The 26363-nt window shown below is 28.9% G+C and carries 27 protein-coding genes; 17 read left to right on the top strand and 10 right to left on the bottom strand.

The features are described from left to right. The first annotated feature begins 40 nt into the window (after window positions 1-40). The 6 genes from dnaB (at window position 41) to Q4586_RS10160 (ending at window position 7117) form a co-directional block, all read left to right on the top strand. Entirely contained in the window at window positions 41-1567 is a 1527-nt protein-coding gene (gene dnaB / locus Q4586_RS10185; protein WP_271404864.1) for a replicative DNA helicase, read from the top strand. A 146-nt stretch (window positions 1568-1713) separates the two neighbouring features. Next, window positions 1714-2898 carry an asparagine synthetase B gene (locus Q4586_RS10180; protein ID WP_438273387.1) on the top strand — a complete coding sequence of 395 codons (1185 nt, stop codon included), beginning with the start codon at window positions 1714-1716 and terminating at the stop codon, window positions 2896-2898. A 62-nt stretch (window positions 2899-2960) separates the two neighbouring features. Then, complete coding sequence (locus tag Q4586_RS10175; protein WP_068705064.1) at window positions 2961-3806, top strand: transketolase; 846 nt, start codon at window positions 2961-2963, stop codon at window positions 3804-3806. A 149-nt stretch (window positions 3807-3955) separates the two neighbouring features. After that, a complete protein-coding gene (gene bshA, locus Q4586_RS10170) occupies window positions 3956-5083 on the top strand; it encodes an N-acetyl-alpha-D-glucosaminyl L-malate synthase BshA (RefSeq protein WP_068705066.1) in 1128 nt (375 codons plus the stop codon). A gap of 178 nt (window positions 5084-5261) precedes the next feature. Then, complete coding sequence (locus Q4586_RS10165; RefSeq protein WP_068705068.1) at window positions 5262-6299, top strand: helix-turn-helix domain-containing protein; 1038 nt, start codon at window positions 5262-5264, stop codon at window positions 6297-6299. A 23-nt stretch (window positions 6300-6322) separates the two neighbouring features. Next, window positions 6323-7117 carry a patatin-like phospholipase family protein gene (locus Q4586_RS10160; RefSeq protein ID WP_303528800.1) on the top strand — a complete coding sequence of 265 codons (795 nt, stop codon included), beginning with the start codon at window positions 6323-6325 and terminating at the stop codon, window positions 7115-7117. Between the two features lie 15 nt (window positions 7118-7132). Here Q4586_RS10160 and Q4586_RS10155 read toward each other — a convergent pair whose 3' ends face one another. Together Q4586_RS10155 and Q4586_RS10150 are read right to left on the bottom strand one after the other, a co-directional pair. After that, on the bottom strand, window positions 7133-7807 hold the full coding sequence (locus Q4586_RS10155) for a GNAT family N-acetyltransferase (RefSeq protein ID WP_303528798.1): 675 nt from the start codon (window positions 7805-7807) through the stop codon (window positions 7133-7135). Next, the gene (locus tag Q4586_RS10150; RefSeq protein WP_303528796.1) at window positions 7797-8690 is read right to left on the bottom strand and encodes a TIGR01777 family oxidoreductase; all 894 of its coding nucleotides are present in this window, start codon (window positions 8688-8690) and stop codon (window positions 7797-7799) included. The genes Q4586_RS10155 and Q4586_RS10150 overlap by 11 nt, the downstream gene beginning before the upstream one ends. Window positions 8691-9125: 435 nt before the next feature. On the opposite strand from Q4586_RS10150, the gene Q4586_RS10145 reads away from it, so the two are divergent. From Q4586_RS10145 to Q4586_RS10130, 4 genes are all read left to right on the top strand, one after another. Further along, window positions 9126-9776: a DUF4331 family protein gene (locus Q4586_RS10145; protein ID WP_068705076.1), complete on the top strand. Its 651-nt coding sequence runs from the start codon at window positions 9126-9128 to the stop codon at window positions 9774-9776. Window positions 9777-9874: 98 nt separating this feature from the next. After that, a complete protein-coding gene (locus tag Q4586_RS10140; RefSeq protein WP_367997993.1) occupies window positions 9875-10435 on the top strand; it encodes a DUF4331 family protein in 561 nt (186 codons plus the stop codon). Window positions 10436-10505: 70 nt separating this feature from the next. Continuing rightward, window positions 10506-11801, top strand: coding sequence for a tetratricopeptide repeat protein (locus Q4586_RS10135; RefSeq protein WP_303528793.1), 1296 nt, complete (start codon window positions 10506-10508; stop codon window positions 11799-11801). A gap of 15 nt (window positions 11802-11816) precedes the next feature. Further along, window positions 11817-14045, top strand: a complete 2229-nt coding sequence (locus tag Q4586_RS10130; RefSeq protein ID WP_303528792.1) for a TonB-dependent receptor — start codon at window positions 11817-11819, stop codon at window positions 14043-14045. 238 nt (window positions 14046-14283) lie between these two features. On the opposite strand, the gene Q4586_RS10125 is transcribed toward Q4586_RS10130, so the two are convergent. From Q4586_RS10125 to Q4586_RS10110, 4 genes are all read right to left on the bottom strand, one after another. Next, a complete protein-coding gene (locus tag Q4586_RS10125) occupies window positions 14284-15081 on the bottom strand; it encodes an anti-sigma factor (RefSeq protein WP_303528790.1) in 798 nt (265 codons plus the stop codon). Then, window positions 15081-15608 carry an RNA polymerase sigma factor gene (locus Q4586_RS10120; RefSeq protein WP_068705085.1) on the bottom strand — a complete coding sequence of 176 codons (528 nt, stop codon included), beginning with the start codon at window positions 15606-15608 and terminating at the stop codon, window positions 15081-15083. The genes Q4586_RS10125 and Q4586_RS10120 overlap by 1 nt, the downstream gene beginning before the upstream one ends. 49 nt (window positions 15609-15657) lie before the next feature. Beyond that, complete coding sequence (locus Q4586_RS10115; protein ID WP_303528789.1) at window positions 15658-16230, bottom strand: YdeI/OmpD-associated family protein; 573 nt, start codon at window positions 16228-16230, stop codon at window positions 15658-15660. A 105-nt stretch (window positions 16231-16335) separates the two neighbouring features. Continuing rightward, on the bottom strand, window positions 16336-16683 hold the full coding sequence (locus tag Q4586_RS10110) for a DUF6249 domain-containing protein (protein ID WP_068705088.1): 348 nt from the start codon (window positions 16681-16683) through the stop codon (window positions 16336-16338). A 138-nt stretch (window positions 16684-16821) separates the two neighbouring features. Between Q4586_RS10110 and Q4586_RS10105 the strand changes: the two genes are divergently transcribed. Next, window positions 16822-17406, top strand: coding sequence for an RNA polymerase sigma factor (locus Q4586_RS10105; RefSeq protein ID WP_068705090.1), 585 nt, complete (start codon window positions 16822-16824; stop codon window positions 17404-17406). Further along, window positions 17393-17797 (top strand): hypothetical protein, encoded by a 405-nt coding sequence (locus Q4586_RS10100; protein WP_303528788.1) that lies wholly within the window; start codon window positions 17393-17395, stop codon window positions 17795-17797. The genes Q4586_RS10105 and Q4586_RS10100 overlap by 14 nt, the downstream gene beginning before the upstream one ends. A 72-nt stretch (window positions 17798-17869) precedes the next feature. Here the strand turns inward: Q4586_RS10100 and Q4586_RS10095 are convergent, their stop codons facing one another. The 4 genes from Q4586_RS10095 to meaB form a co-directional block, all read right to left on the bottom strand. Continuing rightward, the gene (locus tag Q4586_RS10095; protein WP_303528787.1) at window positions 17870-19660 is read right to left on the bottom strand and encodes a DUF885 domain-containing protein; all 1791 of its coding nucleotides are present in this window, start codon (window positions 19658-19660) and stop codon (window positions 17870-17872) included. Between the two features lie 56 nt (window positions 19661-19716). Continuing rightward, entirely contained in the window at window positions 19717-20274 is a 558-nt protein-coding gene (locus tag Q4586_RS10090) for a GRAM domain-containing protein (protein WP_303528786.1), read from the bottom strand. A gap of 50 nt (window positions 20275-20324) precedes the next feature. Continuing rightward, the gene (locus Q4586_RS10085; protein ID WP_303528785.1) at window positions 20325-20666 is read right to left on the bottom strand and encodes a tRNA-binding protein; all 342 of its coding nucleotides are present in this window, start codon (window positions 20664-20666) and stop codon (window positions 20325-20327) included. A 75-nt stretch (window positions 20667-20741) separates the two neighbouring features. Then, complete coding sequence (gene meaB / locus Q4586_RS10080) at window positions 20742-21812, bottom strand: methylmalonyl Co-A mutase-associated GTPase MeaB (RefSeq protein ID WP_176714986.1); 1071 nt, start codon at window positions 21810-21812, stop codon at window positions 20742-20744. A 99-nt stretch (window positions 21813-21911) separates the two neighbouring features. Between meaB and Q4586_RS10075 the strand changes: the two genes are divergently transcribed. The 5 genes from Q4586_RS10075 to yidD all read left to right on the top strand — a co-directional run bounded on the left by Q4586_RS10075 (window position 21912) and on the right by yidD (window position 26326). Continuing rightward, window positions 21912-22460, top strand: coding sequence for an RNA polymerase sigma factor (locus Q4586_RS10075; RefSeq protein ID WP_068705100.1), 549 nt, complete (start codon window positions 21912-21914; stop codon window positions 22458-22460). Then, on the top strand, window positions 22453-23019 hold the full coding sequence (locus tag Q4586_RS10070; RefSeq protein WP_068705102.1) for a hypothetical protein: 567 nt from the start codon (window positions 22453-22455) through the stop codon (window positions 23017-23019). The genes Q4586_RS10075 and Q4586_RS10070 overlap by 8 nt, the downstream gene beginning before the upstream one ends. Next, the gene (locus tag Q4586_RS10065; protein WP_303528780.1) at window positions 23000-24520 is read left to right on the top strand and encodes a hypothetical protein; all 1521 of its coding nucleotides are present in this window, start codon (window positions 23000-23002) and stop codon (window positions 24518-24520) included. Before Q4586_RS10070 ends, Q4586_RS10065 begins: the two co-directional genes overlap by 20 nt. Window positions 24521-24610: 90 nt before the next feature. Continuing rightward, entirely contained in the window at window positions 24611-26092 is a 1482-nt protein-coding gene (cysS, locus tag Q4586_RS10060; RefSeq protein WP_303528778.1) for a cysteine--tRNA ligase, read from the top strand. Then, window positions 26093-26326: a membrane protein insertion efficiency factor YidD gene (gene yidD, locus Q4586_RS10055; protein WP_068705109.1), complete on the top strand. Its 234-nt coding sequence runs from the start codon at window positions 26093-26095 to the stop codon at window positions 26324-26326. Window positions 26327-26363 lie beyond the last annotated feature (37 nt).

The raw sequence follows: 26363 nt of genomic DNA, 5'->3' as shown, positions 1-26363 counted from the left end.
GCGCCTATAAGTATCAGCTTAAAAAATTACATTTGCAGTTATGGAACGAACGCAATCTCTCAGAGGAACAAAAACAGAAAGGGCTAAAATTGTTAGCCTTGAAAAAGGTAAAATACCACCACAAGCACTAGAATTAGAAGAGGCTGTTTTAGGAGCCATGATGATTGATAAGAAAGGAATTGATGAGATAATCGATATCCTTAATCCAGAAGCTTTTTATGACAAAAGGCATCAAGAAATATACGCTGCAATTTACGCGTTGTTTCAAAACTCAGAGCCAATTGATTTACTTTCAGTATCAAATCAATTAAAGAAAAATGGAACGTTAGATTTAGCAGGAGGTGATTTTTATTTAATTGGTTTAACTCAAAAAGTAGCATCATCAGCGCATATTGAATTCCATTCTCGAATTATATTAGAAAAATATATTCAGCGTAAGTTAATTACCATTTCTTCTGAAATTATTGAAAATGCATACAACGAAACAGTTGATGTTTTTGATTTATTAGATGATGCCGAAGGAAAGTTATTTGAAGTAACACAAGGAAATCTTAAAAAGGGAGCCGAAAGAGCCGATTCGCTAGTACAACAATCTATTAATAAAATACAAGAAATTTCTAGCCAAGAAGGAATGAGTGGTTTGGCAACCGGATTTACCAAATTAGACGCTTTAACATCGGGGTGGCAACCGTCTGATTTAATTATTATTGCAGCGCGTCCTGGTATGGGTAAAACAGCATTTGTAATTTCAATGGCTAAAAATATGGCCATTGACTTTAACCACGCTGTTGCAGTTTTTTCACTAGAGATGTCATCAGTACAGTTAATTACACGTATGATATCTTCTGAAACAGGTTTAACATCAGAAAAACTACGTAAAGGTAATTTAGAACCACATGAGTGGGAACAATTAAATGTTAAGGTTAAAAAACTATCAGATGCACCAATTTTTATTGATGATACGCCAGCGCTTTCAATTTTTGATTTACGTGCAAAAGCACGACGTTTAGTGTCACAACATAATGTTCGTATTTTAATAATTGATTATTTACAATTAATGACTGCTGGAGGATCTGGCGGAAATCGTGAACAAGAAATATCTACCATTTCACGTAACTTAAAAGCTTTAGCAAAGGAACTAAGTGTGCCAGTAATTGCATTATCGCAATTATCGCGTGCCGTAGAAACTCGTGGAGGATCAAAACGACCGTTATTATCAGATTTACGTGAATCGGGTGCAATTGAGCAAGATGCCGATATTGTATCGTTTATTTTTAGACCAGAGTATTACGGAATGACAGAGTGGGACGATGATGATCACTCACCATGTGAAGGACAAGGAGAGTTTATTGTAGCAAAACATCGTAACGGTGGATTGGATAATATTCGTTTAAAATTTACAGGGCATTTAGCAAAATTCTCAGATTTAGAAGAAGGGTTTAGTAGTGAGTTTCAATCAAGTATGAATACTGGTGTCGAATCAGGTTTTAACAACGAAATGGCTTCTAATAACTTTGCTTCGCCTGAAGATGCTTTTGGTCCTAGTGATGATGATGTTCCGTTTTAAAACTTAAACAATTCATAAAATATAATAAATACACAATTACTACTTAGTAATTGTGTATTTTAGTTTTTGATATGAAAAAAACATTATACTCATTTATATTATTGTTTGTTACAAACTCACTTTGGGCGTCTTTTATATACGTGCCGATGAATCATAATAATCAAAAAAATCATTTAAAGGCATACGGAATTGTTTATTATGCCTTACAAAACGGCTTAAAAGCAAAATGGTTGTTAAACTATGATGGTGGTGCTTTTTTAATAGAAAACAATCAATCGGTAGAAAAAGAGTGTAAAATTCGTGGAGTTTCATACCAAGTAATTTCAGACGCTAAATCAGCTTTAATTTTAGAAGAAATTTCATCACCCTCTAAAAATCAAGAAGCGGTAACTTTAGAAAAAGCACCAAAAATAGCTGTATATTCTCCTAAAGGAAAAATGCCTTGGGATGATGCAGTAACTATGGTGTTAACCTATGCTGAAATTCCGTTTGATGTAATTTATGATGAAGAAGTTTTAGAAGATAAACTATTGTTATACGAATGGTTGCATTTACATCACGAAGATTTTACGGGACAATATGGTCGTTTTTATGGCGCTTTTAAAACGGCACCTTGGTATATTCAACAAAAAAAAGATGCAGAAACACTGGCTAAAAAATTAGGATATACTAAGGTATCAGAAGAAAAAAGAGCCGTAGCTAAAAAAATTAGAGATTATGTAGTTGGTGGCGGATTTATGTTTGCAATGTGCTCAGCAACTGATAGTTTTGATATTGCTTTAGCTGCTGACGGTGTTGATATTGCTGAAGGAATGTTTGACGGAGATGCTTCGGAGCCTAATTATCAATCAAAAATAGATTTTAATAAAACTTTTGCATTTAAAAACTTTGAGCTGATTCGCAATCCAACTACGTACGAGTTTTCATCAATAGATATGACACGTAAGCGTAAAATAAAAAAAGAAGTTGATTATTTTACGTTAAGAGAGTTTTCAGCAAAATGGGATCAAGTACCAACAATGTTAACGCAAAACCATACACAATTGGTAAAAGCTTTTATGGGACAAACTACTTCTTTTGATCGAAGTACAATAAAATCGACTGTAATGGTTTTAGGTGAAAATAAAACGAATGGTGAAGGGCGTTATATTCATGGTACCAAAGGGAAAGGAATGTTTACTTTTTATGGTGGCCATGATCCAGAAGATTATCAGCATAGAGTAGGAGATCCGAAAACAGAATTAGATTTGCATCCAACATCACCAGGATATCGATTAATTTTAAATAATGTGCTCTTTCCTGCTGCAAAAAAGAAAAAGAAAAAAACTTAAAAAAAGTAATTGGCAATTGTTTTATAAACAGTTACTTTTGCTAATGACAAAACAAAACAACAATGCCAACAATACAACAACACCAAGAGTTTACACAACAAGTTCGTAGAGATATCGTTAGAATGGTTCATGCAGTAAATTCAGGACACCCGGGAGGTTCTTTAGGATGTGCTGAGTTTTTAACATGCTTATACCAAGAAATCATGGATTATTCTACTGATTTTAAAATGGATGGGAATAATGAAGATTTATTCTTTTTATCAAACGGACATATATCACCAGTTTATTATAGTGTTTTGGCACGTAGTGGTTTCTTTCCAGTAGCTGAATTAGCTACATTTAGAAAGTTAGACACTCGTTTACAAGGACATCCAACAACTCATGAAAACTTGCCTGGTATTCGTGTTGCTTCAGGGTCTTTAGGACAAGGAATGAGCGTTGCAATTGGTGCTGCTGAAGCAAAGAAATTAAATGACGATAATAAAATTGTATACACATTACATGGTGATGGAGAGTTACAAGAAGGTCAAATTTGGGAAGCAGCAATGTATGCTGCAGGAAAAAAAGTTGATAATTTAATTTCAACTATTGATGTAAACGAAAAACAAATTGACGGTACCACCGACCAAGTTTTAGCAATGGGAAGTTTAAAAGCAAAATTTGAAGCTTTTGGATGGGATGTACTTGAAATAAGAGAAGGAAATAACGTAGCAGCTATTTTAAAGGGAATGGCAGATGCAAAATATCGTACAGGTAAAGGAAAACCAGTTTGTGTATTATTATATACAGAGATGGGTAATGGTATAGATTTTATGATGCATACTCACGCATGGCATGGTAAAGCACCTAATGATGAGCAATTAGCATCATCATTAGCACAAAATCCTGAAACATTAGGAGACTATTAAAGCACATGCTATTAATAATTTAAAAAAAGAGTTTTTCACAATTGAAAAACTCTTTTTTTATAGTTTTATTTAGAATTTAACTGTAAGAATAATTTTATCTTTACAGTTAAGTAAATCAATAATTAAACCATTCAATCTTTTAATAAAATATGAGAATAGGAATTGTGTGTTATCCAACATTTGGAGGAAGTGGAGTAGTAGCAACAGAGTTAGGGATGGCATTAGCTGATAAAGGTCATGAAGTGCATTTTGTTACTTATAACCAGCCTGTTAGGTTAGATTTTTTTTCACATCGATTGCATTTTCATGAAGTCGTTTTAGAAGAATATCCATTATTTCAATACCAACCTTATGAGTTAGCATTATCTAGTAAAATGGTTGAAGTTGTAGAGAAGCACCAATTAGAGGTTTTGCATGTGCACTATGCTATTCCGCATGCTTATGCAGCTTATATGGCGAAAAAAATGTTAGAAGATAAAGGTATAGAAATAAAAGTTGTAACGACCTTACATGGTACAGATATTACTTTAGTAGGAAGTCATCCAACATATAAAACTGCGGTAGAATTTAGTATCAATAAGTCAGATGAAGTAACGGCGGTATCTAATAGTTTAAAGGAAGACACTTTGCGTTTATTTAATATTGATAAAGATATTAAAGTGGTTTATAATTTTATTGATGGTAAAAAATACGATAAAGCAAATCAAGACGAATGTAAAAGAATAGCTTTAGCAAAACCTGAAGAAAAAATTTTAACACATGTTAGTAATTTTCGTCCAGTTAAAAGAACAGAAGATGTAATTAAGATTTTTAATGAAGTTCAAAAAAAAATTCCCTCTAAATTACTAATGGTGGGTGATGGGCCTGAACGTTTAAAAGCTGAGAATTTAGCAAAAAAATTACAAATTGAAGAGAAAGTATTGTTTTTAGGGAATAGTAATGAAGTTGCCAAAATACTATGTTATACAGATGTATTTTTATTACCTTCAGAAACAGAAAGTTTTGGGTTAGCAGCTTTAGAAGCGATGGCAGCAAGTACACCAGTAATTTCAACTAATTGTGGAGGGTTGCCTGAGGTAAATGTTCATGGTAAAACAGGATATTTGAGTAATTTAGGAGCTATTGATGACATGGCTAAAAATGCCATTAAAATTTTAAAAAACGAAATTGTTTTAGAAAGATTTAAAAAGAAGGCAAAAGAACACATTAAATTATTTTCATTAGAACAAATACTGCCTGTTTATGAGGAAATTTATAAAAAATGTTCAAAAAGATAAAAAATTTGTTTTGAAAGCATTTAGCTAAAAATTATTTATGAAAAGAGTATTTAAATATCTTGTTAAAAACTAAAAATTAAATAACATAAACATATAACTTTAAAGATATTAAAGGTCTGTAGTTTTAAACATTTATGAAAATTATAATAGATTAAGATTAACTTTATCAAAAAAAATAATGACAGTTATAAATATTACCGCTACAGATGTTATAGGAGCAGTTGAGCAAATACAAAAAGTAATAGGAGGAGAGATTACTGAAAGATGGGGTGAGTATGTTTTAGAAGTTGATAGTAATTTAGCTAAAGGTAAAATTACCTTTTTAACCTTTGAGTGGGGAGGCAATGTTTTACAATACGATATTACCTTTTTAGATGATATTAGAGTAGCTATAGATGCTTCTGAATTTAACCCAATACACTTTACATATACAACTGAAGGTCATACTTTTCATAAGTTTGAATTAGAAAATAAAAAACGAAAATTAGAGCAATATCAATCTGTAATTATTACGAGTAAAGATGGAGGCTATAATTATAGATATTTTGAAAAGAATGTAAAAATAAACATGCATCTTATTCAAATAAATAGAGTTTTATTTATTAAAAAACGTTTAAATGATGCTTCAGTATTAAACCAGAGATTATATGAAGTTTTTCATGATGACCAACATGAAAATGTTTTCGCTTACTTTGGAACATACAATTTGAAATTAGCAAACCTTATAAAACAATATAACGGAATTAAACAAAAAGGTATGATTCGTATATTAATAAAAGAAGGTATTGTGTATCAGATATTATCAGAACACATGCTACAGCATAATAAAGATATTAAAAGAAATAAAAAACCAAGTACATCTTTAACTAAAAAAGAAATAAGTTTAGTACGTAAAGTAGGTCAAAGAATACTTAAAAATGTAGCAGAAGATTATAATGTTGAGGATTTAGCTAATAACATAGGTATTACACAAGTTAAACTTCAAGAAGGATTTAAGTTATTGTTTTCTAGAACAGTTATTGAATATATAAGGCATGTACGTTTAGAAGAAGCAAGAGATTTGATGAATACAACAGATTATAATATTTCTCAAATAGTTTATTCAATAGGATTTTCTAGTAGAAGTTATTTTTCGAAGATATTTAAACGTAAATATGGTATTAACCCGAGTGAATTTTTAAAAAATAAGCAAGAAAAAATAATTAAATTACAATAAGATAATTTTATAATAGATAGTTTATGGTAAAAGAAAAGTATAAATGCTCAATTTATAAATTAAAAAAGTTACAACCTAATACACCTATAAACCTAGTGTTAAGTGGTGGTGCAGAAAAAGGTGTTGCTCATATTGCTCTGTTAGAAAAATTAGAAGAACTTAATATAAAAATTAATGCAATATCTGCATGCAGTTCTGGCTCATTAGTAGCAACTATGTATGCTTCTGGTTTAAAGCCAAAAGAGATTTTATCTTTTTTTAGAACTACTGAAATATTTCAATACTCATGGATAACTATAGCAAAACCTGGAATTTTTAATTCCTCTAGTTACGCAAAGTTAATTGAAGATAAAATAAAAACAACTTTTGAAGAATTAACAATTCCGTTAATCATTTCAACAACAAATTTAAATAAAGGAGTGACGGAATATTTTTTTAAAGGCGAATTATTAAAACCTGTACTAGCATCATGTGCCTTGCCAGGTTTATTTAATCCTGTAAAAATTAATGATATGTTGTATTCTGATGGAGGAGTAATAGATAATTTTCCAACAACACCTTTTAATAATTCACAATATCCAACGGTAGGAAGTTATGTTGTTTTTCCATCAGAAAAAAAAACAGAAGAATTAGATACAACATTAAAGGTCTTAGCGCATGCTTCAAAATTATTGATGCTATCTTCTGAAGAATATAAATTTTTTGAAACCTTTGCAACAGTATGTTTTCCTTTAGGTAAATTTAGTGGCTATGATAAAAAAGAAGTGGATGTTATTTATAAAACAGCAAAAAAATACATAGAAAACCAGCTTAGTTAGTATTTATTATAAAAATTATTTAGAGTAGTGCCACCAATTCATTTCACGTGTTAATTTATAACCTAGATTTTCATAAATTTTTATTGCTGGGTTTCCTTTAGTAGTATGTAAAATAGGATGTTTTTTATTTGCTATTATATTTTTAGTAACATGAGTTGTTAATTGTTTAGCAAAACCATTACCTCTATAATCGGGGTGTGTAACAACAGCACTTACCTCAATAAAATTATTAGTTTGCATGCGTTGACCAGTAATGGATACTAATTTATTATTTTTAAAAACACCAAAATATTTACCCATTTCAAAAGTTTTCATCTTAAAATAGCCTGGCATAACCAACCAAACTAAGTCATATATTTCATTGATATGTTTAGTAGTAAGTGGAATGATTTTTTCGGTTATATCAATTTCAATTAAGTTTTCTAACACCATTTGGCAGCCTTCAATTTTTCGATTTAATGTAACAAAATTAGGGTCATGATTTGGTGTTTCTTTTTCTGTTACTAAGAAAAAATTATCAGTAAGTTTAGCGTATTTATTTAAAGCATTTGCTGTTTTTGAAGAATCAATAAAAGCGCCAAACGGACATACTTTTGGATTGTAAAATTGTACTCCATCATATTTAATAGCGAAATCTTTATGTGTTTCATTTAAAGAAAACCAAACAGGATTTTTAAGTTTATTTTCCACTTTTATAAATATCTTTTAAAGCTGATTTTAAATCAGAAAATATAAATGAATAATGTTTTTCTGTTTTTTTATAGGAAATAGGACTTCCTTTTAATAAAAGGACATTCATTTCACCTAAAATAATTTTTAGTATAAATGAAGGCACGTTAAATGGAAGAACAGGTTTATGAATAACTTTTGATAGTATTTTTGTGAAATTTTTATTTGTTTGATGCTCGGGAGCTACAGCATTGTATGTACCTGTAAAGTTATTGGTTTTAATTGCTTTTAAATATATGTTGCATAAATCATCAATATGAATCCATGGCATGTATTGTTTTCCGCTTCCTATATTAGCTAAAAACAAAGGTGTATTTATTTTTGGCAACGCACCACCTATTTCTGATAAAACAATACCGGTACGTATAATAGTAACAGGAATATTTAGTTTTTTAAATTGATGTGCAGCTTTTTCCCACTGTACACAAACTTTAGAAATAAAATCATTTTCAGGAAGATCATCTTCAGTAAAAATTTTATCAGAAGTAATTGCTCCATAATAACCAATTCCTGAAGCTGAAATAAAACCTTTGAGTTGAATTTTTAACTCTTTTGTTTTTTTTAAAAGTAGATTAGCGGACTGTACACGACTATCAATTAATATTTTTTTTTGTTCATCTGTCCATCGCTTATCAGCAATTCCTGCTCCAGCTAAATGGATGATATGTGTAATGTTTGCAAAAGCATTATCATCAATAAATTCGTTTGAAATATTCCAAAGAAATTCATTCTTTTTTTTTGGATTTCTTGATAAAATAACAACTTCATATTTTTTTTCTATTAACTTTTTTTGAAGTCTTTTTCCAATTAATCCAGTTCCTCCAGTTATAAGTATTTTAGTCATTTTTAATATTTTTTATATAAAAAGTGAAAGGCAATAGAATGATTTTTGGCATTTGGAATTACAACTTGATATTTATGTTTTTTTCAGGGCTGTAACTTGAGTAAACATTTCCTTCATTCGTTTTACCTTATTTTTTTTCAGTAATCAGAGTATTTAAAATAAGTCTTTTAACTTTTATCCAATCATATGATATAAAAGTAAAACAATTAAAAGTATTCTTAATTACTTAATTGTTTTTTACCATTTAATTAAAATGGTAGTACATACAAATATAAGGTTAGGATATTGTTTAGGTAAGAAAAAAAACATAAATAAGTACTTGTTTTTTAGTGTTTTAAAATATTTTTTAAAAAAATGATATAAAATAAAAACCGAAATAGAAGTTTTCTCGTAAATAAGGTTGAATGAATAATTAACTAATAAAAATTTACAATCATGAAAAAAATTAAATTAATTATCGGAGCAGGTGTTTTTGCTTTAATCGGATTAATGCTTTATGCAGCAGATCATATTGATGCGCCAAATGTACAAGGTGGTACGAGCGATATTACAGACTTTTATGCTTTTCAAGCAGAAGATACAAACAACCTTGTTTTTGTAGCAAATGTTCAGGGGTTATTAAGTCCTTCAGCAACGAGTGAGGCAAAATTTGATGAAAATGTATTAATAGAATTTAATATTGATAATAATGATGATAAAATAGAAGACTTGGTAATTCAGGCCATTCCAAGAGATGGGAAAATGTATTTTTTTGGTCCGTATAAACCATCAATGACGGGTGTAAAAAGTTTATTGCCTCAAGATGGATCTGAATACGGAGTAGCTATATCTCCCTATAAAGTAAATCCTGTTATAGGAAATAAAAACGGAATGAAATTTTTTGCAGGTCCAAGAGATGATCCTTTTTTTATGGATTTTGCTAAGTATGGTGAAATAATTGGAGGTATGGCGAGTGGATTTGATAATCCAGGTACAGATACTTTTAAAGGAACCAATGTATTGTCTGTTGTTGTAGAAGTACCAAAGTCTATGATTGGAGGATCAGGAACTATTAATACTTGGGTAGAAACAAAAACAAAGCAATAATTATCAATCAAATTTTAAAATCTTGAAGCATGAAACTTAAAAATATAAAAACGAACGTATTGTTAATAGTATCAAATTTTATTACAAAAAACAGCACTATGAAACTTAAACCAATAAAAATAGTATCACTTTTAATATTATCTTTTTTAACATTAATAAGTTGTAGTGATGATAATGATAATATGGATTATTTAACACCTATGAATTTTTCAGGTACTTATACACAAAAAGATCAAATGGGACGACCAGCTATTAATACTGTATTTGTTAATAGTGATAAAAAAGATATGTTTAATACTACAATACCATCAGAACAAAATGCAGCTTATGCAGCGATGTTTGAAACAAATTTAAAAGCTTTAAGTCCAGCTTATACAAATGAAGGGGATAAAAATGCATTGGGGCTAGATGCCGCAAGTTTTGCAGGAGTATTAGCTACCGATGTGTTAACGGTATCTTTAGATGATAAAACAACTTTTTATGATGGAGAAAATGTTTTAACAGGAAGAGCTTTAGCTGATGATGTTATAACGGTAGAGTTATTGTTGATTTTTGGAGGTGAAGATTTTACTGAAAACCCAACACTATCTGATGATAATGTAAGTGCTAATGATAAAGAATTTTTAACATCTTTTCCTTATTTAGCAAGCCCTTGGTAAAATTATAAAAAAATAAGAATTGGCTACTTTGTATCATTGTAGCCAATTTTAAAAACTAATCCTTCTTATTATGAAAACAATAAAAACACTACTAATTATAGTTATTTTTAATCTATTTTATAGTTGCAGTACTGCTACAAATATTGAGGTAACAAAAAAAATAGATTATAATAAATACCTAAAAAATCCAATAAATATAACTGAAATATTAGCAGAAAGAGAGCTTGTTTTCTGGGAAAATAAAATAATTAAAAACCCCAATCAATATCCATATTTATCAAAAATAGCAGATGCTAACATGTTACTTTTTTCATCAAAAGGTACTATTACTTATTTATTAGAAGCTGAGAAAAAGTTAATAGAAGTTAATAAAAAAACGAATTATAATAATAGCGGAAACTTAAGGGCATTAGCACGAAATTATATTTCTCAACATCGATTTAAAGAAGCTTTAGCATTAGTAAAAAAAGCCACTGTTATTGGAGAAAATTTAAGAGGTAGTCAAAAAATGCTTTTCGATATATATTTAGAATTAGGAAATACCCAAAAAGCATTTGAATTTTTAGCCAAGATAGAGGATTATGCCGATTTTGATTATCTAATTAGGGTTTCTAAATGGTATGATCATAAAGGAAATTTAAGTTCAGCCATTCGTTTTATGGAGAAGGCTATGAAAAAAGCTGAAGAAGCAAACGACAAACAGCTTAAAATTTGGAGCTACACCAACTTAGCGGATTTTTACGGTCATGATGGTCAAGTTAAAGAATCATACAATTTATACTTAAAAGCGTTAGCTTTAGATGAAAATAACGCATATGCCAAAAAAGGAATTGCTTGGATTGTTTATTCTAATGATCAAAAACCAACAGAAGCACAGCGTATTTTAGATATGATTAGCACCCGTCATTTTTCACCAGATTATTATTTGTTAAAAGCTGAAATTGCTGAGTATCAAAACGATTCTATATCAAAAAAAAATAATATAAATTCTTATTTATCAACTATAAAAAATAATCAATATGGTGTGATGTATCATCAAAATTTAGCTAAAGTTTATTTAGATGAATACAATAATACAGCCAAAGCATTACCGTTAATTAATGAAGAAATAGTTAACAGACCTACCCCACAATCTTACGATTTATTAGCATGGTATTATTTTAAGAAAAAAAAAATTAAAAAATCGTTAAAAATAGTAGATACATATATTGCAAATAAAACTTTTGAACCTGAAATACAGTACCATATGGCAGAAATTTATAAAGCTAACGGAAAAATATCAAAAGCAAAAAAAATAAGAAAAGAATTGCTGAAAAGTTCTTTTGAATTAGGACCTTTGATGACAAAGAAAATTTTAAATATTTAATTAAAAACTATTATTTTGAAAACTAAATTAACAATACTTTTTGTGCTTATTAGTTATTTGCAATTATTTTCACAAAAGTTTACAGGAACAGTATTTAACACCAATAATAAACCTTTAGAAAATGTTTATGTGTATAACATGACAAGTAATACTCATAGTCATACAGAGGTAAACGGAAAATTTGTTATTGAAAAAGCAAATGAAGGCGATTTTGTAGAATTTAGAATTTTAGGTTACAAAAAACAAGTAATTCAATTAACTAAAAACAACTTAGCAAAGCCATATATATTAATTTTATCAACCAAACGTTTTATGTTAGATGAAATGGTTTTATCAAACAAACAAGATGCTTTACAAACTTTTGTTAGAATAGATTTAGATAAAAAACCAGTAAACTCATCACAACAAATTTTACAAAAAGTACCAGGTTTATTTATAGGACAACATGCTGGTGGTGGAAAAGCAGAACAAATTTTTTTAAGAGGTTTTGACATTGATCATGGTACTGATTTAGCATTGTCAGTTGACGGAATGCCTGTAAATATGGTATCTCATGCTCACGGACAAGGATATAGTGACTTGCACTTTTTAATACCAGAAACTATTGAAAAAATAAACTTTGGTAAAGGGCCTTATTATGCAAGTAAAGGTGATTTTAATACAGCCGGATATGTAGATTTTAAAACAAAATCACATTTAGAGCAAAGTCAAATTGAAATTGGTATTGGGCAATTTAATACTTTTAGAACATTAGGTATGTTTAATCTTTTAGATAAAAACAGTACAGACAATGCTTATATAGCTATTGAGTATTTGGCAACAGATGGTTTTGTAGAATCTCCTCAAAACTTTAGCAGAATAAATATCTTTTCAAAATATAAAACCTTTTTAAAAGATAATAGTAGTTTGTCTTTATCAGCAGCTCATTTTACAAGTAAATGGGATGCATCAGGACAAATCCCTGTAAGGGAAGTTGCTAACGGAAATATTACTCGTTTTGGTAGTATAGATGATACAGAAGGAGGAACTACATCAAGAACAAATATAAATATTGAACATTCAAAAGTTTTAAAGAATGATGTAAAAATAGCTTCTAATATTTTTTATTCGAATTATAATTTTAATTTGTTTTCTAATTTTACTTTTTTCTTAGACGATCCTATAAATGGAGATCAAATAAAACAAACCGAAAATAGAGATATTTTAGGGTTTAACACACAATTTAAAAAGAAATTAAACATAAATAAAATACCAACAACATTAACTTTTGGTACCGGTTTAAGAACAGATATTGTAGATAATTTAGAATTATCACATACATTACAAAGAAAAGAAGTTTTAAATGAAATTCAACTAGGAAAAGTACATCAAACAAATTTTTACACTTTTTTTAACAGTGAGTTTGAATTAGGTAAATTTACAATTGCTCCGGCTTTACGATTAGATTATTTAAACTTTAGCTACAACGATTATTTATTGAATGAATATAAAACATTTTCAAAATCAAAAGTAATTGTAAATCCTAAAGTAAATATAACATACACACCAAATACAAAAACTCAATGGTTTTTAAAATCAGGTATTGGGTTTCATTCAAATGATGCAAGAGTTGTTGCTACACAACCTAACAGAAAAACATTACCAAAGGCTTATGGTATAGATTTTGGTAATATTTGGAAACCTACTTCAAAAATAGCAATTAATACTGCCTTATGGTATTTATTATCTGAAGATGAATTGGTTTATGTTGGTGATGCTGGTATTGTAGAGCCATCAGGAGAATCAGAGCGTTTTGGATTAGATATTGGTTTTAGATATCAATTAACAGATTGGTTATATTTTAATACCGATGCTACCATTACCGATGCTAAAATTGTAGCCGAGCCATCAAATGCTAATAACATACCGTTAGCTCCAAGTTTTACAATGACAGGTGGTTTATCTATAAATAATTATAAAAATTTTTCAGGAGGAATTGATTATAGATACATAGGAGATAGACCTGCAAATGAAGATAACTCAATAGTAGCAGAAGGTTATTTTGTTACCGATGCAAATATTAGTTATAAAATTAATGATATAACTTTAGGTTTGGCAGTCGAAAATTTATTTGATGTAGCTTGGAATGAAACACAATTTGCAACGGAATCTAGATTACAAAATGAACCTAACGCCGTAGAAGAAATTCATTTTACACCTGGTACACCATTTAGTGTAAAAGCAACAATAAGATATTCATTTTAATAAAAAAGTAGTTGTTCGGGGGGATAACTATTAAGTGCTATCATTTTTTTAGAAGGATTAATGATAGTAAAACATAGTCGCTTTATGCGGCTATGTTTATTTATATAAGTGATTTAATTTTTTATAAAAACAGATATATAATTAAGACTATAAATATCAATAGCTTTATTAATAAATATAAAAAAGATTTTATAACCTAAGATCTTAAAATAGGAAGGCTTGTAAGATAAATATAATTTTAAACAGCACCCAAAGTATATAACTGCTCTAAATTAGGAGATATACTACCTCCAGCAGGCTCTAAAGTAATACCGAATGCTTGAGATTCGTTAGGATTATCAATAGTAAATATTTTATTTTTATTAGTTATAAAATTATCGATAGTTCCTAAACTGGTAGGTGATAACGGATCAAGTTTTAACGACCATACTTGATATACTTTTCCTTCAGGAGGATCAGGTAATCCTTGTACATCTAAATATATTTTTTTCGATTCTATATTCCAAAAAACTTTAGCGTATGCCTCAGGAAGTACTTTTTGTCCTTGTAAAGGCACAGTCACAACATTTTTAGCTCTTATTACTTTTAATAAATTCTCATTTTGAGCTAAAAAAGTATTCGATTTTTCTAATTGAAATTTAAACTGGTCTTTAGCTTGATTAATTGTATCTATTTCAGCTTGTAGGTTATTATTTTTATTTATCGATAAAACTAACGTACTACCAATAATTAATGCAGCAGCCCAACCAGTATAAGTTGCCCAGTTATTTTTTCGACTATTTAAAGGAATAACTGTACTTGAGTTTTCTTTTTCTTGTAATATTTTAATTAAAATATTTTTAAAAGAGTTTTTGTTTCCTGAACGAGAAACATAACCAGTAAGAGAAGATATTGATTTTTCAATATCTTTTATTTCTTCTAAAATTTCAGGGTACTTTATAGTTAAGGCATGTATTTGCTCGTTTTCTTTTTCAGAAAGTGCCCCAGCAACGTACAATTCTAGTATTCCAGATTCTATGTGTTTTTTTGCTTCCATTATTTAAGCATAATTCTTAACTCATTAATACAGTTTCTGTTTCTTGTTTTAACAGTACCTAAAGGTATATTTAAACTTTCAGAAACTTCTTTTTGCGTAAAACCTTTAAAATAAAGTAATTCTATTACTTTTATACAGGTATCTTTTAACTTATTTACAAAGTTTTTAATTCCAATAGCATTCGTTTTAGAATCTAAACTATCATGATTCTCTAATATATCTACGAAAATTTCAGAGTTTAGGTTTTTAGCACTGTTCTTAAAACTTTTTGATCGGGTTTTATCTATCGCAGCATTTCTAGCAATATTAATAATCCAAGTAAAAAACCTACCTTTTTTAGCAGAGTATGATGTAGCATTATTCCAAGCTTTTATAAAAACATCTTGAGTAACTTCTTCTGAAATATCTTTATCTCTAATAATATTAAATACAATTCCGTTTACACTTTTATTATACATTTCGTATAATTTTTCAAAAGCTTTTACATCTTTTTGTGTGAATTTTATAACAAGATCTTCTAATTGCATTTTATTTTTTTTGTAAGATAGTAAAATTAATCAAGGCATAATTTTATGATTAATTACTTCTAGATTTTATATTGTTAGTACAAAGTTTAATAATTTCATCAATACGTTTTGTTCGAGTTGTTTCTCTTTTGGCTTGTAGTAGCCAATATAAATAATTCTTTTTATAACTAGGAGCAAAGTTTTTAAAGTTTGTAAAAGCAATTTTATTTTTATCAAATTCCATTTGTAGCTCTATCGGAATTATTAGTTTATCAATCGCATCTAAAGTGTTCCACGAACCATTTTGTTTAGCAATGTTTATAGCTTCTAGTCCGCTGTTATGCATTAAATTAGTAGCAATTAAATTTTTAATATGTTTTTTATTTACGGGACTCCAAATACTTTTTTGTTTTCGCTTACAAAAATATTGCTTTCGTTTACCGTTGCCTAAGCTTTTTACAGTAGCATCTATCCAACCGTAACACAAAGCTACTTTTACAGCTTCTTCCCAACGCATAGATCTCTCTATGTTTTCAACTTTATAAAAAATAAGATATATCCCTTCGGATGTATTATAGTTTTTAGACAACCAATTACGCCATTCAATGTCATTCTTAAAATAAAATTCCGCTTTTTCTTTCACAATTACTATCTTATTTAAAATAAAAATTATCGCTAATTTATAAAACAAAAAAGAGAATGAAATAAAACTTCATTCTCTTTTTAAATTATAATTTATTGTAAAAAACTATTCTTTATCTAATCTTTTAGTTAGGTTAAAGCCAGTAAATAAACCTAAACCAGCCATTAAAAAAATCATTGCTGGATATACCGCTTCTTCATCAATAGAGCTATACGTATCAATTAATAACCCTAAAAAGATTCCTAAGCCAATTCCCATTAACAATAGCGCTAGGTTTAAAACAATTACTCTACCTGTTAAAGTTGATTTTTTTCGCTCTCCTTGCATAAATATTTTAGCATCTACACCTTTTTCTATCAATGCTAAACGCTCTTTGTTTCTAGTTGAATAGAATAAATAAAAGATTCCGAAAATTACTGCGAATAAAAACATAAATACAATTGCTACTTCCATATTTTAAAATTTAAATGATTATTTTTATTGTGTTTGCAAGTATGACCGTTAGATTATAGAAAAGGTTACAGAAAAATAAAAAAATATTTTTCATGAAATTTTGTAACCTTTTAAATTAATAGGCAGTCAAAGTATAAAATGACTATAAAAACTGACCAAACATATATCGATTTAACCTTACAAGGAGATACTAATGCTTTTGCTTTTTTAGTTGATAAGTATAAAACGATGATTTTTACTTTGGCTTTAAAAATGGTAAAGAGTAGAGAAGAGGCTGAAGAAATTTCTCAAGATACTTTTATAAAAGCGTTTAAAAATTTAAGTAAGTTTAAAGGTGAATCAAAATTTTCTACTTGGTTGTACAAAATAGGGTATAGAACAGCCTTAGATAGCTTAAAAAAGCATAAAGAAAAGTATAGTACTGATACGATTGATGAAATTACATTTAATAAAATAAAATCTACTGAAAATATTTTAGAAGGTATTGAACGAAAAGAACGTGCCGAAATAATTAATAACTGTATATTACGTTTACCAGAAGATGAACGGACTATTTTATGGATGTTTTATTTTGATGAACTAAGTTTAAAAGAAATTATAGCAATAACTAATTTTTCTGAAGCCAATGTAAAAGTAAAATTACACAGAGCCAGAAAAAGATTGTTAAGTGTTATAAAACAAAATGTTGAACCCGAATTAATTAATCATTATGGGAGAAAATAAAGACATAGAAAAGTTAGATGCTTTTACGAAAAAGTACATTAAAGAAGTAAAAGAAGAAAGTCCCTCTTTAGATTTTACAGCTAATTTAATGACCGTTTTAGAAAAAGAAACTGTTAACATTTATAAAGCAACACCTTTAATATCAAGAAAAGGATGGTTTTTTCTTGGAGTTATTTTAGTGACAAGTATTTTATTTGTTTCAAGAGGTACATCTTTAAGTTGGATGAAAATGCCAACATTACAGTTAGATTTTTCATATCATATTCAAATGCCAAATTTGTTTGAAGGAATTACCATTTCTAACATCATGTTATTTGCTTGTTTCTTTTTTACCTTGATGATTTTTGGTCAAATAATTATGCTTAAAAACCACTTTACAAAACATTTATAAATCATAAAAAATCCACTTTGTAATTTACAAAGTGGATTTTTTTTAAACTAAACTTGTTACAGTATCACATAATTACTTGTTAGCAGTAATCCATTTATCAATTTTAGCTTCTAGTAAAGCTAAGGGAATACAACCTGTTTCTAAAACTTGATTATGAAATTCTCTAATATCAAATTTTTCACCTAATTCCTTTTTCGCTTTAGCACGTAATTCACGTATTTTTAATTGTCCAATTTTATAAGATAATGCCTGCCCTGGGTTTGCCATATAACGTTCAATTTCAGAAATAATACTAGTTTCACTTTCTGCTTCATTATCTAAAGAATATTGAATTGCTTTTTCACGGCTCCAACCTTTTGCGTGCATTCCAGTATCAACAACCAAACGAATTGCACGGTGCATTTCCATACCTAACATTCCGAAATATTGATAAGGATCGGTATATAAACCTAATTCTTTTCCTAAGTTTTCGGTATACAATGCCCAACCTTCGCCATAAGCACTATACCATAACGTTTTTCTAAAATCTGGTAAATCTTGATTTTCTTGTGTTAAAGAAATTTGATAATGATGCCCAGGAATTGCTTCGTGTAAAAACAACGCTTCATCAGAAAATACATTGTATTTTGTAGCATCTGGTATTGGGGTATAAAAAACCCCCGGACGTGTACCATCTAATGAACCTGGGTTGTATTCTGCACTAGCCGAAGCTTCCCTAAATTTTTCAGTTTGTTTTACTACAAAAGGTGTTTTTGGTTTGTTACCAAATAATTTTTCTAATTGCGGTTTCATTTTATCATGAATCGCATTAAAGTTATTGATAATTTGTTGCGGTTCAGAATAAGGCATTAACTCTTTATTTTCTCTAACAAAATTGAAGAAATCTTTTAATTCTCCCTTAAAACCAACCTGTGTTTTTACTTTTTCCATTTCGGCTAAAATACGTGCAACTTCACTTAAACCTAAGTTGTGTATTTCATCAGCAGTCATAGTAGTTGTTGTGTAGTTTTTTATAGCGTGTTGATAGTATTCTTTTCCATTAGGAATAGCAGAAATTCCACTTGTTTCTCTACCAGCGGCTAAGTAATCTGTTTTTAAGAAATTGTATATTGATTTAAATGAAGGAATTAATTTTTCATTTAATAAACTAGAATAGTTTTCAGCTAATTTCTTTTTATCTTCTTTTGAAAAATCTGTTGGAATTTTTTTGATTGGCGAATAAAATAAATGTTCCGTAATTTTTGTTTCAGCCAAACCTTTAAATTGAGGAACAATTTTTTTTATTAAAGAAGTTGGTAAAACATAACCTTCTTTAATACCTTGTTTCATGTTTGTAATGGCAGATTGCATCCAAACATGAAAACCATCTAATCTTTTTAGCCAATTTTCGTAATCATTTACAGTTTTAAAGGGTTGTGCACTACTACCACTAGCTAATTGACCTACGGTTAAATTGATAGTCCACATTTGGTTGATAGGCATTAAAGCATCGTTTTTAAAGCTATTTTGTGCTAAAGCCATATCACAATCCCAATCTAAAACAGCTTTACTCATTTGTTGACTTTCAGTTAAATCATTCTCTTTAAAATCAGCTAGTTTTAATTTGTAGTTTTTGTAAAAATCGTTGTTTTTTGTTAGATAATTTTCAGATAAGATGTTAGGAAATTGATCGTTAAAACGATTATCACCAGCAAAAGTGGCATTTATCGGATTTAGTTGTAGTTTACCTTCATTATAATCTTTTAATAATTGATTAAAAGCTGTATTTTCTTTTACAGGAACTGTAATTACTTCCTTTTTTTCTTGTTTACAAGAAGTTAGTAGTGTAGCAGCAGCTACAATGGTTAAGAAGATTTTCTTCATGGTATTGTTTTTGATTGCAAACAAATATACCAAAAAAGAAAAAGGATTAAATTGTTTTAATTTAATCCTTCATTTATTTTACTAAACCATAAGTCTCTTTCATTAAAAACAAAGTTATATTCTTTATGATTTTTGGTAGTTATTTTTATTCCGTTGTCGATAAATTTAACAGTTTTTGTTTTATTAATTTGTTTAATATTGAAGTAATTAATATCAATGCTTATTTTTTGAATATTAATTTTATGTGATTTGAAGATTACTCTTTTATTGGTTAAGAATATTTTTCCTCCAATAGCTTCAACTCCTTTAAATAAATTCCCTGATCCGTGAACTTCGATTTGTTCATTTTTGTCTAATTTAGGATTTAAATTTTTAGAGATTTTTGTGTAAAATGTGTCAGCTAATTTTTTATTAGAATAAGGATACCCAATTCCAAAAATAACGCCAAAAAATAAACCTTGAATAATAAACGATGTAATTGAATTATTTTCATTCCAAACATAATCAAAAAACCAAAGAATTAAAGTGTAAATAATTGTTATACCTAGAATAAACAATATCCTAGATTTTAAAGTCATTTTCATTATTTCAACACCTATTTTTCCATTATACAATAATTATTTATTAATTAAGAAAGTTTTGTGTTTATAAGAATAAAATAAATTTACCCAATTCTTGTGCCGTTTTTAATATTTCTTTCTGGTGATATAAGCGTTACCTCTTTATTGTCTCCAACAGCACCTAACACTAAACATTCACTCATTATGTTGGCTATTTGTTTTTTAGGGAAGTTTATTACTGCAATTATTTGATTACCTATTAACTCATCAGGAGTATATAATTTAGTAATTTGTGCTGAGGTTTTTTTAATACCAAATTCACCAAAATCTATTTGCATTTTATAAGCAGGATTTTTTACTTCTTTAAATATTTCTGCAGTAAGTATGGTTCCTACTCGCATTTCTACTTTTGTAAAATCATCCCAAGTTAAAGTATTGTTTTCCATAAATGTAAAGGAGTTTAAAATTTTTTATTATTACATGTAGCATTTTAACCAAATACCCATTATGGGTTTCCATAGTTATTTATTTAATAACCTATTAGCAGCGGTAAACGGAGTCGTTTTTCCGTTTTCTAATTTTTTTAATTCCTGCTGTAATAAGTCTTTGATGTTATTATTGTTGTAAAAATTATCTTTTAATTGCTGATTAATCGTTTCTAACAGCCAGTACTTGTTTTGATCGTTTCTTTTTTGTTGAAAATATAAGCTACTTTTAGCCGTGTTTATATATTGATCAATCATTGTATAAACTTCATCTATACCTTGGTTTTTAAGGGCGCTTGCCAATAAAACTTTGGGTTGCCAACCACTATCTTTTGGTGGATATAAATGTAAAGCTCTATTAAACTCTACTTTAGCAATTTTTGCATTTTTCTCATTACCACTATCGGCTTTATTTATAACAATAGCATCGGCCATTTCTATAATTCCGCGTTTTATACCTTGTAATTCATCACCAGCCCCAGCAAGTTTTAAAAGTAAAAAAAAATCGGTCATAGAATGTACGGCGGTTTCTGATTGTCCAACACCTACGGTTTCAATAATAATGGTGTCAAAACCAGCAGCTTCACATAAAATAATCGATTCTCTAGTTTTTTGAGCAACACCTCCTAATGAAGTTCCTGAAGGAGAAGGTCTGATAAACGCATTTTTATCGGTAACCAATTCTTCCATCCGAGTTTTATCACCTAAAATACTTCCTTTATTAACAGAGCTACTCGGGTCAACAGCCAAAACAGCCACTTTTTTACCTAGTGCGGTTAAGTGTTTTCCTAAAGTTTCAATAAAAGTACTTTTTCCAACACCAGGAACACCAGTAATACCAATTCGTACTGAATTGTTTGCATATGGTAAGCAAGCTTCTAAAATTTTATTGGCTTGTTGTTGATGTTTTAAATTGGTGCTTTCAACTAAAGTAATAGCTTTACTTAAAAAAGGAATATTACCTGCTAATATATTTGTAATATACTTGGTTGTAGTAATTTTTTTTCTACGACTAAGTTTTATTTTTTCTGCAGATGAGATACTGGTGGTTTCAGGTTGGAAAACACCGTCTTTTTCGGTAAGTGCAGATTTTTTTTTATCAATCATTATAAAGTAAAAACTAAATATTAAGTAAATTTAAAAATAAAAAGTAAGCAAACTGCAACGAAGTTTAAAAAGTATCGTCTTTAGTATAAGAAATCAATAATGAAATTAACCAAACAGTTACATCAACCTATAATAAACGGTTGTAAAAATAATGACGCAAAGGCGCAAATGCAATTGTATGATTTGTATTGTGAAGCGATGCTTACGGTTGCAGTTCGTTATGTAAAAGATACGTTTATTGCCGAAGATGTAATGCAAGAAGCATTTATTAAAGCCTTTAAAAATATAAAAAATTATAAAGAAGAGGTAGCCTTTGGGTCTTGGTTAAAACGAATTGTAATTAACCAAAGTATTGATTTTTTGAAAAAGAAGAAACTAGAATTAGTTTCAATAAAAGAAGAAACAAATACAATAATAGAAGAGAGAGATTGGCATGTAGAACCAACAATTTCATACGCAGAAATTGTAAACAGTATTCAACAATTAAAAGATAAATATAGGGTAGTGGTAACCTTGTTTTTGTTAGAAGGATATGATCATGGAGAAATTGCTGAAATTTTAGGGATTTCAGAGGTAACCTCAAGAACACATTTGTTAAGAGGTAAAAAGAAACTGCAAGAACAATTAAAAAACGTAAACTATGCCTAAAGATATTAGAGAATTATTAAAAAATAAGATTCAAAAAAACGTTGAAATATCAACAAATCATAGGCAACGTTTTCAAGAAAAATTAATGAAAGAATTGCATGAGAAACCTGTTGGCGAAAAATCATATAAGTGGTTATATATTGCGGCTTCTATTGTATTGTTATTAAGTGTTACGATTAAATTTTATCCAACAGAAAATATAAATACGCCTGTAAACATAGTGCCAAATGAATATAAAAATACGATTAGCTTAGGAAATGTTTCACCTGAATTAAAAACATTAGAGTCGTATTATATTAATACTATTAATTACGAATTAAGTCAGTTAGAATTAACTGATGATACTAAAGAATTTATCGATGGTTATTTTGCTAAAATAGGCGAACTAACCAACGAATATAAATCGTTAACCGAAGAGCTCAATACAAAAGGAGTTAACGACAACACCATCAATGCATTGATTGGAAACCTGCAATTGCGTTTACAGCTGTTAAAACGTATGCAAAAACAATTACATGAACTTAAAAATCCAATTAAAAATGACATTCAAACAATTTAAAATAAGTGTTTTTTTATTACTCGCAACTAGTGTTGTGTTTGCCCAGAAGTACGATAAGAAATTTAGCGAAAACTTTAAAACCAACAATGATGTTGCTGTAAATATCAATGCAACAAATGCAACTATTGATGTAACTACGTGGAATAAAAATGAGGTTTTTGTAGAGGCAGTTATAGAAATAGAAGGATTAGGTAAATCTGAAGCTCAAAAATATTTAAATAAGTGGAAGTTTGAAGCTTTAGGTAATAAAAGTAAAGTAAAAATCAATGCTAGAAGCAATAGTTTTCACTCTTTAAATACAGATGATATTATATTCTTTAATTCATCGAAAGACAATAGTGCTAACGTTTATCATTACAACACTAATGGAGCGAATGTTATTGTAATGCCAGAAATGCCTGAATTACCAGAAATGCCTGAATTACCAGAAATGCCAGAGATAGTAATACCAGAAATTAATTTTGAAGATATAGTATCTGATTTAGATCATATGAAATTTGATTTTGATAAATATGCGAAAGATGGAAAAAATTACTTTTTTCAATGGAAAGATGGTGTAAATGATATTACTATAAAATCAAAAAAAGAATGGGAAGCCTTTAAGAAAACAAAAAAATATAAAAAGTTTAAAAAAGCACAAGAAAAAAATATAAAAGCACTTAAAGAAAAATTTAAACAACTTGAAAGAGAAAAAAAGATTGAATTAATAAAGTTAAAAAGAGAAGTGTTAAAGAAACAGGAAAACGCTAAAAAGCAACAGTTAATTAAAAAAAGAGAAATGCAGCGTATGGCTCTTGAATTAAAAAGAGAAGCTTTAATAAATGCACGTAAACAATTAAGTGAAGTAAGTTATAGCCGCTCTTTTTCAAACAATGGAAACAATTTAATAATAAATGGTAAGAAAGTAAAAGTTACTAAAAAGGTTACGATAAAAGTGCCTGAAAATGCAACTTTCGACTTAAATACACGTCATTGTAAAGTAAAGTTACCGAAAACAAAAGCTTCAGGTAAAGTTAGTTATGGTACTTTTAATGCCGATGTTTTAAGCGGAGGTGAATTAAATATATCATACTCGCCAGTAATAATAAATTCACTAAATACTACTGATTTATTTTTAAATAATGTAACCGATGCTCATATAGCATCGGTTGCTAATACTAAAATAAGTTCAACTTCATCAGAGGTTGTTCTTGTTAACGTTTATAAAAATGTTGAAGTAAATAGTGAATTTGGAGGTTTAAAAATCAATAAAATTCATCCAAATTATCATACTTTTAAAGTTGATTTAAATTCATCCGAAGCATTGATAAATATAGCTAACATCAATAAAAAATTAGCGCATGTTATAGAGGATAAATCTAGAAATCATCCTCATAAACCAGCAATAAAATTTTCTATTAACGATTCTAAAAAAGAAGTAAATGGTAATTTCAGCATATCAACAGAAGATAATATGCTGAAAATTATTGGAAAATACAGTCAGTTAGTACTTCAAAAATAATAGATAGTATTAAAAAAAATACCTTTTAAAAATTTATTACTTTCCTAATAAAGTGCCTATCTTTAGCATCTGTTAATAGTCACTTTTCCGATGAAATTATATAAAGAAAATCAACTAAAAGTATACAACTCTTTATCAAAAACAAAAGAGCCTTTTAAAACTGTAAACGACGGATATGTAGGTATGTACGTTTGTGGTCCTACAGTATATAGCAATGCCCATTTAGGAAACGTACGTACATTTATGTTTTTTGATGTGGTATATCGTTATTTATTACATTTAGGTTACAAAGTGCGTTATGTACGTAATATTACTGATGCAGGTCATTTAGAAAATGATGCAGATGAAGGAGAAGATAGAATTTCTAAAAAAGCACGTTTAGAAGAAATTGAACCAATGGAAGTGGTACAGAAGTATACTGTAGATTTTCATGATGTTTTAAAAAATTACAATTTTTTACCACCTAGTATAGAGCCAACAGCAACAGGTCATATTGTTGAACAGATTGAAATGATTAAAGAAATCATGGAAAAAGGTTTTGCTTATGAAGTTAACGGGTCTGTATATTTTGATGTTTTAAAATACAACGAAACTGGTAATTACGGAATCCTTTCTGGTAGAAAAATAGAAGATGCAATTCATAATACACGAACTTTAGACGGACAGTCAGATAAGAAAAACCCACAAGATTTTGCCCTTTGGAAAAAAGCAGATGAACGCCACATTATGCGTTGGCCTTCTCCTTGGAGCGATGGTTTTCCTGGTTGGCATTTAGAATGTTCGGTAATGAGCACAAAATACTTAGGAGAACAATTTGATATTCATGGAGGAGGAATGGATTTAAAGTTTCCTCATCACGAATGTGAAATAGCACAATCTCAAACATGCAGTGGTGTAAAACCAGTTAATTATTGGATGCACACTAATATGCTGTTGTTAAATAGCCAAAAAATGGCTAAATCAACAGGTAATTTTATTTTACCAAACGAAATTTTAACTGGTGAAAACAGTGTTTTACCAAAAGCATTTTCAGCAAGTGTAGTTCGTTTTTTTAATATGCAGGCTAATTATAGAAGTATTTTAGATTTTTCTGGTGAAGCTTTAGAAGCGTCAGAAAAAGGGCATTCAAAACTAATGGATGCTGTAAATTACTTAGATAAAATTGAAGCAGGAAATACGTCAACTTTTGATGTTCAAAAATGGAAAGCAGATTGTTATGCAGCCATGAATGATGACTTCAATACACCTGTGTTAATTTCTCATTTATTTGAAGCTGTAAAAAATATTAATCAAATAAAAGAAGGAAATGCTAGCTTAACTTCAAATGATTTAGAAGAGTTAATTGTAACAATAAAAGCCTTTGTTTTTGATGTTTTAGGATTGATGAATGAAATAGCTGATGGAAATAATTCTGATAAATTAAGCGGAGTTGTCGAAATGCTAATTCAAATGCGAAAAGAAGCAAGAGAAGATAAAAATTGGGCATTATCTGATGAAATTCGCGATAGATTATTAGCATTAGGAATTCAGCTAAAAGATGGTAAAGAAGGTACAAGTTTTTCTGTAAATTAATTGAAAAAAATACTAACATATCCGTTTATATTATTGGTGCGATTTTATCAAACAGCAATATCGCCATTTACACCAGCAACATGCAGGTATTCGCCAACATGCTCTAGTTACACAATTGAAGCATTGCAAAAACATGGATTGTTTTATGGCGGTTGGTTGGCAACAAAAAGAATCTTTAGTTGTCATCCATGGGGAGGAAGTGGTTACGATCCGGTGCCTGAAAAAAAGAAATAATAATTGTTACCTCGAGTATTATTTTAATAAAATTATT

It is taken from the genome of Tenacibaculum soleae (assembly GCF_030549005.1).
Lineage (GTDB): Bacteria > Bacteroidota > Bacteroidia > Flavobacteriales > Flavobacteriaceae > Polaribacter > Polaribacter soleae.
The sequence above is the reverse complement of the archived record's forward strand: the minus strand, read 5'-3'. Positions and strand labels throughout refer to the sequence as shown.

Bases quoted from the DNA above. Each gene is read 5' to 3' on its own strand.
- Q4586_RS10145 (WP_068705076.1), top strand. From the start codon at position 9,126: ATGAAAAAAATTAAATTAATTATCGGAGCAGGTGTTTTTGCTTTAATC.
- Q4586_RS10165 (WP_068705068.1), top strand. From the start codon at position 5,262: ATGACAGTTATAAATATTACCGCTACAGATGTTATAGGAGCAGTTGAG.
- meaB (WP_176714986.1), bottom strand. From the start codon at position 21,812: ATGATTGATAAAAAAAAATCTGCACTTACCGAAAAAGACGGTGTTTTC.
- Q4586_RS10175 (WP_068705064.1), top strand. From the start codon at position 2,961: ATGCCAACAATACAACAACACCAAGAGTTTACACAACAAGTTCGTAGA.
- Q4586_RS10075 (WP_068705100.1), top strand. From the start codon at position 21,912: ATGAAATTAACCAAACAGTTACATCAACCTATAATAAACGGTTGTAAA.
- Q4586_RS10160 (WP_303528800.1), top strand. From the start codon at position 6,323: ATGGTAAAAGAAAAGTATAAATGCTCAATTTATAAATTAAAAAAGTTA.
- Q4586_RS10105 (WP_068705090.1), top strand. From the start codon at position 16,822: ATGACTATAAAAACTGACCAAACATATATCGATTTAACCTTACAAGGA.
- Q4586_RS10150 (WP_303528796.1), bottom strand. From the start codon at position 8,690: ATGACTAAAATACTTATAACTGGAGGAACTGGATTAATTGGAAAAAGA.
- Q4586_RS10140 (WP_367997993.1), top strand. From the start codon at position 9,875: ATGAAACTTAAACCAATAAAAATAGTATCACTTTTAATATTATCTTTT.
- Q4586_RS10135 (WP_303528793.1), top strand. From the start codon at position 10,506: ATGAAAACAATAAAAACACTACTAATTATAGTTATTTTTAATCTATTT.
- Q4586_RS10120 (WP_068705085.1), bottom strand. From the start codon at position 15,608: ATGCAATTAGAAGATCTTGTTATAAAATTCACACAAAAAGATGTAAAA.
- Q4586_RS10070 (WP_068705102.1), top strand. From the start codon at position 22,453: ATGCCTAAAGATATTAGAGAATTATTAAAAAATAAGATTCAAAAAAAC.
- Q4586_RS10085 (WP_303528785.1), bottom strand. From the start codon at position 20,666: ATGGAAAACAATACTTTAACTTGGGATGATTTTACAAAAGTAGAAATG.
- Q4586_RS10180 (WP_438273387.1), top strand. From the start codon at position 1,714: ATGAATCATAATAATCAAAAAAATCATTTAAAGGCATACGGAATTGTT.
- dnaB (WP_271404864.1), top strand. From the start codon at position 41: ATGGAACGAACGCAATCTCTCAGAGGAACAAAAACAGAAAGGGCTAAA.
- Q4586_RS10125 (WP_303528790.1), bottom strand. From the start codon at position 15,081: ATGGAAGCAAAAAAACACATAGAATCTGGAATACTAGAATTGTACGTT.
- cysS (WP_303528778.1), top strand. From the start codon at position 24,611: ATGAAATTATATAAAGAAAATCAACTAAAAGTATACAACTCTTTATCA.
- bshA (WP_068705066.1), top strand. From the start codon at position 3,956: ATGAGAATAGGAATTGTGTGTTATCCAACATTTGGAGGAAGTGGAGTA.
- Q4586_RS10110 (WP_068705088.1), bottom strand. From the start codon at position 16,683: ATGGAAGTAGCAATTGTATTTATGTTTTTATTCGCAGTAATTTTCGGA.
- Q4586_RS10065 (WP_303528780.1), top strand. From the start codon at position 23,000: ATGACATTCAAACAATTTAAAATAAGTGTTTTTTTATTACTCGCAACT.
- Q4586_RS10100 (WP_303528788.1), top strand. From the start codon at position 17,393: ATGGGAGAAAATAAAGACATAGAAAAGTTAGATGCTTTTACGAAAAAG.
- Q4586_RS10095 (WP_303528787.1), bottom strand. From the start codon at position 19,660: ATGAAGAAAATCTTCTTAACCATTGTAGCTGCTGCTACACTACTAACT.